The organism is Candidatus Palauibacter australiensis (genome assembly GCA_026705295.1).
GTDB lineage: Bacteria > Gemmatimonadota > Gemmatimonadetes > Palauibacterales > Palauibacteraceae > Palauibacter > Palauibacter australiensis.
This window is the reverse complement of sequence record JAPPBA010000142.1, coordinates 1-8313: the sequence shown is the minus strand read 5'-3', so window position 1 is coordinate 8313 and position 8313 is coordinate 1. Positions and strand designations below refer to the sequence as shown.

The following is an 8313-nucleotide window of genomic DNA, read 5'->3' as shown; positions in this document are numbered from 1 at the left end:
CCGTTGGCCAAGGGCTCGGTGTCGCTGCGGCTGTATCCCCACGATGGGCCTGCCTGCTGCTGTGGTTGAAGCACCGGCTGAGGAGGGTGGCGCTCGAGCGGATTCCGGGATTCCACAGGCTCGATTCCGGGTACGACTACATGGAGATGCTCGACATCTCCAACGTGGGAGACTTCGAGCAGTCCTACAGCCTGCCCACCACGCTCCACGACGAAGCGTCAAGGCCCTGGTAGGCATCTCCGGCCGTATGCGGCGGACCGCGCTGCTGGCCCTCTTCTTTCTGTCGGGGGTCAGCGGGCTGATCTACCAGATCGCCTGGGTGCGGCAGTCCGTCTTCACATTCGGGGTCAGCGTCTACGCTTACAGCACGGTCATCGGGGCGTACATGATCGGGCTCGCGCTGGGCAGCTACGCGATGGGCAGGCGAATCGACGCCCACGCGCGGCCGCTGCGCACGTACGCGGCACTTGAAGTGGGGATCGCGGCGCTCGCCGCACTGTCGCCCTTCCTGCTCGGGGCTCTCCACGCGCTCTACCCGGGGCTCAGCAATGCCCTCCCGGCCGGCGGCTTCTGGCTCACGCTGGGCCGGCTCGTCCTCTCTCTGGCCGTGCTCACGCCGACCACTTTCCTGATCGGGGCCACGCTGCCCGTCATGAGCCGGATCTACGCGACGCACGGCGGGCGCGTCGGAAGCGACGTGGGGCGGCTCTACCTCGTGAACACGGCGGGCGCCGCGCTGGGCTGCGTCCTCACGGGGCTCGTCTTCCTCCGGTATCTGGGCGCGCGGGAGACCGTCTTCCTCGGTGCGGCGATCAATCTGTTCGTCGGGGCAGGGGCGCTCGCGCTCATGCGGCTGGCCCGGGCCCCGCGGGCGAGCGAAGCCGGCGACGTCGCGACGAATGCGGCGGTCGTCGCCAGACGGGCTGCCGGGCCCGCGGAGGAGGCGCTCCCGATCTCGGCCGGGGCGCTGCGCTACGTGGCGATCGCGTACGCCATCTCCGGCTTCATCGCGCTCGGCTACGAGGTGGTGTGGGCGCGGATTCTCTACATCCACTCCTCGCACGCGGCGTACTCGTTCTCGCTCATGCTGACGGTCTTCCTGGCCGGGCTCGCGATCGGGGGGGCCGGCGGGAGCTGGGTCCTGCGGCGGCGACGGGCGACGCTGAGGCACTTCGGGGCGATCCAACTCGCGATCGGACTGCTGGCCGTCCTCATCCTCCATGCCTTCGCGCGACTTCCCTCGCTTCATCTCGAGGACTGGTTCGGCGGCTACACCGTCGCCTACGAGTTCCTCATCGCCTTCGTCACCCTCTTTCCGCCCACCGTCCTTCTCGGGGCGCTGTTCCCCGTCGTGGGGAGCCTGTACACCCGCGAGCGGGCGCAGGCCGTGGGGCTTCGGATCGGACGCGTGAATGCGTTCAATACGCTGGGAGCCATTGCCGGCTCGCTCGGGGCGGGGTTCGTGCTCGTGCCGGTTCTCGGGCTCCGCAACACGACGGTGGCGCTGGCGGTGCTGAACCTCGCGCTCGGAGCCGCGGCGCTGCGCTTCGACCGCGGGGGCCGGCGGGCGCTGCGCTTCGCGCCGGCGGGCGCGGTGGTGGCCACGGTCGTGGCCGTCGCAGTCCTCCCCACCGGGTTCTATCTCGGCTCGTACTACACGGAGGTCGACCGGCTCATCTTCTACAAGGAGGGCGTGGAAACCACGGTCGCCGTGCTCGAGGTCCCGGAGGACAACTACAAGATCTCCTTCGTCAACGGCCGCGACGAGGTGCCGACGGACCGCGCGAGCATGTCGGCGTTCAGGCTGCTCGGACACCTTCCGCCGCTGCTCCGGCCGGGCGCCCGCAACGCCCTGGTCCTCAGCTTCGGCAACGGGATCGCCACCGGGACGATGAACACGCACGACATCCCCGTCATCGACGCGGTGGACCTCTCTCCCGAGATGATGGAGGCGGCCGCCGTCTACTCCGAGGAGAACTACGACGTGCTCGACAGCGACCGGCTTCGGCTCCATGTCGAGGACGGGCGGAACTTCCTCCTCCGGACGGAGGAGTCGTACGACATCATCTCGGTGGACGCGACGCACCCCGCGAACGCGAGTTCATGGGCGCTGTTCACGAGCGAGTTCTATCAGTTGATCGAGAGCCGGCTCGCCCAGGACGGCGTCTTCATGCAGTGGATCCCGATCCACGGCGTCCGCGAAGACGACTATCGCGACATCCTGCGGACCGTCTGGGACATCTTCCCCAACATGGTGCTGTGGTCCACCGGATCGACGCACAGCTATGTCGTCGCCACGCGGGAACCGATGTCGTCCGTCGTGATGCAGTCGGTGCTCACGCGGGCCGCCGCCAACCCGATGGTCGTCCGGGATCTCGGCCCGCCGGAGGCCATCGCCGGCTACGCGGCGATGGCCGAAGGGGACCTGGCGCGCTACATCGGGCGCGGCCCCGTCATCACCGACAACGACGCCTTCTTCATGCCCGCCCGCTAGCTGCTGCCGGCGCGCCCGAGTCGGAGCAAGACGGCGGCTTGAACGGTGGAGCCGGCCCGTGTATGCTTTCCTTGTATTCTTACTTACAGGAAAAAAGGCCGTACCATGCTCGCCAAGCTGACATCCAAGAACCAGTTGACGCTTCCCAAGGCCGTGATCTCGGGTTTTCCGAACACGGAGTACTTCGATGTCACCGAGGAGAATGGACGCATCGTGCTGACGCCGGTGCGGCTGACGCGGGCCGACGCGGTGCGGGCAAAGCTGGCCGAACTGAGGTTGTCCGATGCCGACGTGGCGGACGCCGTCGCGTGGGCCCGTCGGGCTGAATGACGCCGGTCCGCACGGTTCTCGATACCAACGTCCTCGTATCCGCGCTTCTCTTCCCGAAGGGAACCGTATCCTGGCTGCGTGACGCGTGGCGGTCGGGGGCGATTCTGCCGCTCGCGAGCCGCGACACCGTATCGGAACTGGTCCGCGTACTGTGCTATCCGAAGTTCCGCCTCGCCGCAGCGGAGCGCGAGGAACTGCTGGCGGACTATCTGCCCTACTGCGAATCGGTCGATATCGGTGAACCGCCACCCGTCCCGGAGTGCCGCGACCCCTTCGATCGGATCTTCCTCCAGGTGTCGGTGGCAGGGTGCGCCGACGCGCTGGTCACGGGCGACGAAGACCTGCTCGCTCTCGCCCCGGCCTTTCCGGTGGCGATTCTCACGCCGCGGGCCTTTGCCAAGCGGCTGTCGGATTGAGCCCCACGGCCTCGAACAGCTCCAGGGTCCAGGCGTGGGAGCGACTTGCCCGGCGAACGCCCTCAGTACGAGACGCCGGTCGCCCGGCACAGCCAGCGCTGGAACGGGGCGGCGGTGCGGCACAGGGCGTTGAACCGGTCGAGGAAATCGTCCGACATCAGATCTTCTTCGCCCAGTTGCACGACCGCGATGAAGTCCTTGCGCCGCAGGTCCTCGATCAGGGGATGGTCCACGCTGAACCCCTGCGGGGCCCGGACGAGCGAGTCGCCGGAGAGCTCGAAGGTCCCGCGAAAATCGGCGTCGCGCGAGGCCCGCTTCCAGGCCTGCGGATCCTCGTCGATGGACGCGCGGATCTTGCGGAGCGCCGGCCCGCCGGGGCGCCAGGAGCCGCAACCCGTGAAGCAATGCCCGGGCTGGATGTGCAGGTAGAAGCCGGGAGCGTGGGCGTCCTTGCCCGCCTCGTGCCGGAACTGGATGCCGGTGTGGGTCTTGTACGGACTCTTGTCCCGGGAGAAACGCGTGTCGCGGTAGATACGGAAGAGCGAGCCGCCGTTCGCCCTCGGGTCGGCGCGAAAGTGGGGACTGATCTCCTCGAGGGGCATGGAGAAATCGGAGATGAAGCGGAGCGCCGGCTCCTTGACCTCCGCCTCGTACCGCGACTTGTTGGCCAGAAACCACTCGCGGTCGTTGTTCGCGGCCAACTCGCTCAGGAAGCTGAAGGTGTCGGGCGTGAAGTAGGCGGTCATTGCACGGTGGCTCGTCGGCTGGGGAGACGGGTATGATGAGCGGGGCCGATACCTAGGACGTCGGCCCGAACGAAACAAGCCGGGGAATCCCCCATCGACCCGACAGGCCATCGACCGGAAAGCCTCCCGCCATGACGCGCACCGAACTCAGCCGGACCATCGACGCCCCGGTCGGAACGGTTTTTTCGACCGTCGCCGACATCTCCAACTTTTCGAAGGCCGTGCCGCACATCGAACACGTGGAGTTCCTGTCGGAGACAAGGACAGGCGTCGGCGCCCGCTTCCGGGAGACACGGCTCATGGGGAGCAGAAGGGCGACCACGGAGCTGGAGGTGACCGAATACGTCCAGGACGAGCACGTTCGCTTCGTGTCCGACGCGGGCGGCACGGTCTGGGACACGACCTTCACCGTCGAACCGGACCCGGATGGCCGCGGGACGCGACTGGTCATGGTGATGGAGGCGCGGCCTCACAAGCTCCTGGCCAGACTCGCCACGCCGCTCATGAAGAGAGTGATCGCCAAGGCGATCGACGCCGACCTCGATGCCGTGAAGGCATACGCCGAGGCGTCCGGATAGAGGAAAGAGGGTGACCGACATGCTCGCAAAGGGGAGGCCGACCCGAATCGGCGCCACGCTGCTGGCGGCGTTGGCGGCGTCTGCGACCGCGAGCGGCGGACTCGCTCAGGAAGTCATGGAGCTTCCGGGCGAGGACCGCTGGCTTGAGGCCGACTTCGAGGAGGTCTACCGCGTCGGGGCCGCGCTTGGAGAGGCGTGGCAGGAGTTCGGCACGATCGGCCGCGTGGGGTTCGACGAGGCCGGGAACCTGCACGTGTTCGATCGCCTGGCTGCGCGAGTCGTCGTCGTGAACCCGCAGGGCGACTTCGTTCGCGAATTCGGCCGCAGAGGCGAGGGGCCGGGTGAATTCCAGTCGGCCCTGGACATGGTGGTCATGCGCGACGGCAGGGTCGTGGTCGCGGACATGGGACATCGCGCCTACCACATCTTCGCTCCCACCGGAGACCTCGAACGGATGGTACGAATGCGCCGCGTCACGATGGTCCGGAAGATGGACGCCGAGGTTGGTGGAGAGTCTCTCATTCGGGGTGCGATAGTGCTTGGCTCTGCGTTTCGGGCCGTGCCGGGCGAAACCACGATCGCCTTCCCCGACCCACGTACGATCGAACGGATCTCCCTCAGTGGGGATGAGGCGGCGGTGGAGCCCGCAGCCGACGTCTGGGGCCCCGCCTGGACCCGGCTGAGGGAGCACGTCCTCCCCGGAGGGCGGCAGAAAATCATGAGCCGTGGCCCCCGGAGAGGATTTGAGCCGGAGCTCTTCGCGGGCGTGCTCCCCGGCGGACGCATCGCGTTCTCGGACTCCTCCGCGTACGCGGTAAAGATCGCGGAACGGGATGGCGGCCGGATCAGTACGATACTCACCCGGCCCTTCTCGCCCGAGCCCGTTACGGAACGCGTGATGCAGGCGGAGAAGGACCGCAGGTTGAGGGATATCGAAGATCGTTCCGAAGGTTCGGTCTCCCGGTCCGCTGACGGACTGGTGGTATCCGGGACCAGCGGCGGGGCTTGGGAGCGCGAGCAGATCGAAACGCTGGAGTTCGCCGAAGAGGTCCCCATCGTGCGAGACCTGCGCACGAGTTGGAACGGCCGCATCTGGGTCCGGCGGCGGGGCGACGAGCCCGTGAGCGACGGCCCCATCGACATCCTTGCCGCGGATGGCCGCTACCTCGGCAGCTACCGCACCGGAGCCACGCCGCTCCCCGACGCGTTCGGCCCGGAAGGGCTGGCCGCCTTCATCGAACGGGACGAACTGGACGTGCAGACCGTAGTCGTGAAGCGTCTGCCGCGTACGGTCAACTGATGTGGACGAGAGCCATGAGGATTGCGAGAGATCGACTCGGAACCCGAGCGCTTGGCGCGTGCGTCGCTGCCATCAGCGCGCTATCGGCGGCGGACCGGGCCGGCGCCCAGGAGGTCATCGAACTCCCGGCCGAGGACCGCTGGCTGGAGGCCGATTTCGAAGAGGTGTACCGGGTCGGTGCCGCCGATGGCGAACCGTGGGAGGAGTTTGGACGGATCCGAGGCCTGGGGTTCGATGGCGCCGGCAACCTGTACGTATTCGACAGTCTGGCCGGCCGCATCGTGGTCGTGGGGCCGGACGGAAGCCTGGTTCGCGAGTTCGGGCGCCTGGGCGAGGGGCCGGGCGAGTTCCAGTTTGCGCTCGCGATGGCGGTCCTGGCCGATGGGCAGGTCGTGGTCGCGGACGCCCGCCATCGCGCCTACCTGATCTTTGACGAACACGGTGAGTACGAACGGCACGTTCGCTTCGGCGGTGACGCCAGCGTCGCCCGAGTCCCGTGGATGTGGCCCGAGCGCGGCGGCGAGTCGGTTGTCGTGGGCACGCGACTGGCTGGCGCCTCGTACGTTGGAGCTCCGGAAAGGGGGCCCGGTCCTCCCACGCGTCCGATCGTGCGCCTCGGCCTCGCGGGAGAGGAGGTGGCGCGGGACACCATCGTGGAGGGCTGGATGCCTCCACGCGGAGAGGAAAACGAGCGTCGCGCTTTCGAGCCGGGGCTCTGGGTGGGCACGCTGCCCGGCGCTAGAGTCGCCTTCTCGGATTCCTCCGCCTACGCGATCAAGATCGCGAGCCGGGAAAGCGGAGTCTCACACATCCTCAGGCGACCGTTCGCGCCGGAACCGGTGACCGAACGCATGGAACGGGCCGAACGGGACCGTCAACTCAGCGAGATGGGTCGAAGTTCCGTCACGCGGACCCCCGGGGGAGTGCAGGTGACGGGGGGCGGCAGCGGCGATCGATGGGTCGAGATGATCGAGTCGCAGGAGTTCTCTGAAGAGGTTCCGGTGATCCGGGGACTCCGCACGAGCTGGGACGGTCGTATCTGGGTCCGCCGCCGCGGCGACCAACCCCACGAAGGCGGCCCCCTCGATGTCCTCGAAGCGGACGGGCGTTACGTCGGCAGCTATCCCCGGGAAGCGACGGACATCCCGGCCGCGTTCGGACCCGGTGGATTGGCGGCCTTCATCGAACGGGACGAACTCGACATCGAGATTGTCGTCGTGAAGCGTCTGCCGCCGGACGTGAATTGAGGCCACCGGCCGCACCCATCTCGGATCGTAGGGAAGCACCTTGAGCGGACGGTACGGAGGGCTGGTGGTCGGCGCGGTCGCTGTGCTGGCCCACGCGACCGTGGCCGGCGTCGCGGCGCAGGAGTTGCCGCTGGCGCGGACGGACCAGGGCCAGTGGGCCGAGGTCATCGCGACCTCTCGCGGGAAGCTCGACTCGCTGCGGCGGGCGATGTCCATCCCCGGGCTCTCCATCTCCGTATCGGTGGACCGGCGCGTCGTGTGGTCGGAGGGGATGGGGTACGCGGACCTCGAACTTCGGAGCCCCGCGACGCCGCAGACCCGCTACCGGATCGGGAGCGTGTCCAAGATCCTGACCGCGGCCGGCGCCGCGCTCCTTCACCAGCGGGGCGAACTCGACCTCGACGCGCCGGTGCAGGAGTACGTCCCCTCCTTCCCCCACAAGCCCGAGGGGGAGATCACGACGCGGCTCCTGGCGGGACATCTCGCGGGAATCCGGCACTACGTGGACATCGAGGCGGAGTACTACCTCACGCGGCGCTACGAGACGGTGTTCGAGGCGCTCGACCTCTTCCGGGACGACCCGCTCGTCGCGACGCCCGGGACCGAATGGTCCTATTCGAGCTGCCGATTATCCGTCAACGCCATCGCCTCATCCGACACCGCCAAACCCACAGTCGCCCCATGACCAGCCGACGACGACTTCGCCAGCACCCTCAACGACGACCCCACATCCGAAACCAGCCCAAAATTCCCCAAAGACCGCCGCAAACGCAACCCAAACCGCTTCGCCAACCCCGAATCCGACAACAACGGCCACAACTTCCCCTCCCAAACCCCCGCCGCGTCCACCAACGACTGCGCCCCATACACCACAACCTGCGGACCACCCCAAAAAAGCAGCCTATGCAACATCAAAACCGCCACCAGCCACGTTTTACCGCACTGCCGAGGCACCGTCACCGTCACAGACCGATAAACCGGCACCCCACCCTCCAACTCCAACGCCACATCCACCACATGCTGCTGCCACGGCAACAACGGCAACCCCAACAAACCAGCAACCTGCCCAACCTCACCCCCACGAGACACCCGACCCGACCGAACAGTCCCAAACCGAGGCTCCACCAGATCAGTCAAAACCAAAAACCTTCCCGCGCAAAAATATCGTGCCTCCCGTGTGCCATTATTTTCGCCAACATTTG

9 protein-coding genes are annotated in these 8313 nt (G+C 67.4%); 8 read left to right on the top strand and 1 reads right to left on the bottom strand.

Annotated elements, in window-relative coordinates; genetic code table 11:
* From OXN85_11695 to OXN85_11680, 4 genes are all read left to right on the top strand, one after another.
* Positions 1-233, top strand: a 233-nt coding sequence (locus OXN85_11695) for a hypothetical protein (protein MCY3600618.1), incomplete at its 5' end; no start/stop codon positions are given.
* A 14-nt stretch (positions 234-247) separates the two neighbouring features.
* On the top strand, positions 248-2494 hold the full coding sequence (locus tag OXN85_11690; GenBank protein MCY3600617.1) for a fused MFS/spermidine synthase: 2247 nt from the start codon (positions 248-250) through the stop codon (positions 2492-2494).
* A 105-nt stretch (positions 2495-2599) separates the two neighbouring features.
* Complete coding sequence (locus tag OXN85_11685) at positions 2600-2824, top strand: AbrB/MazE/SpoVT family DNA-binding domain-containing protein (protein ID MCY3600616.1); 225 nt, start codon at positions 2600-2602, stop codon at positions 2822-2824.
* Entirely contained in the window at positions 2821-3240 is a 420-nt protein-coding gene (locus tag OXN85_11680; protein ID MCY3600615.1) for a putative toxin-antitoxin system toxin component, PIN family, read from the top strand. The genes OXN85_11685 and OXN85_11680 overlap by 4 nt, the downstream gene beginning before the upstream one ends.
* Before the next feature lie 62 nt (positions 3241-3302).
* Here OXN85_11680 and OXN85_11675 read toward each other — a convergent pair whose 3' ends face one another.
* Entirely contained in the window at positions 3303-3986 is a 684-nt protein-coding gene (locus OXN85_11675) for a DUF2461 domain-containing protein (GenBank protein ID MCY3600614.1), read from the bottom strand.
* 131 nt (positions 3987-4117) lie between these two features.
* Here OXN85_11675 and OXN85_11670 point away from each other — a divergent pair, with 131 nt between their 5' ends.
* Genes OXN85_11670 through OXN85_11655 form a run of 4 tightly spaced genes read left to right on the top strand, consistent with a single transcriptional unit; the run spans position 4118 to position 7796 of the window.
* A complete protein-coding gene (locus tag OXN85_11670; protein ID MCY3600613.1) occupies positions 4118-4564 on the top strand; it encodes an SRPBCC family protein in 447 nt (148 codons plus the stop codon).
* Positions 4565-4583: 19 nt separating this feature from the next.
* Positions 4584-5864, top strand: a complete 1281-nt coding sequence (locus OXN85_11665) for a 6-bladed beta-propeller (protein ID MCY3600612.1) — start codon at positions 4584-4586, stop codon at positions 5862-5864.
* A 14-nt stretch (positions 5865-5878) separates the two neighbouring features.
* The gene (locus OXN85_11660) at positions 5879-7111 is read left to right on the top strand and encodes a hypothetical protein (protein MCY3600611.1); all 1233 of its coding nucleotides are present in this window, start codon (positions 5879-5881) and stop codon (positions 7109-7111) included.
* A gap of 40 nt (positions 7112-7151) precedes the next feature.
* Entirely contained in the window at positions 7152-7796 is a 645-nt protein-coding gene (locus OXN85_11655) for a serine hydrolase (GenBank protein MCY3600610.1), read from the top strand.
* Positions 7797-8313 lie beyond the last annotated feature (517 nt).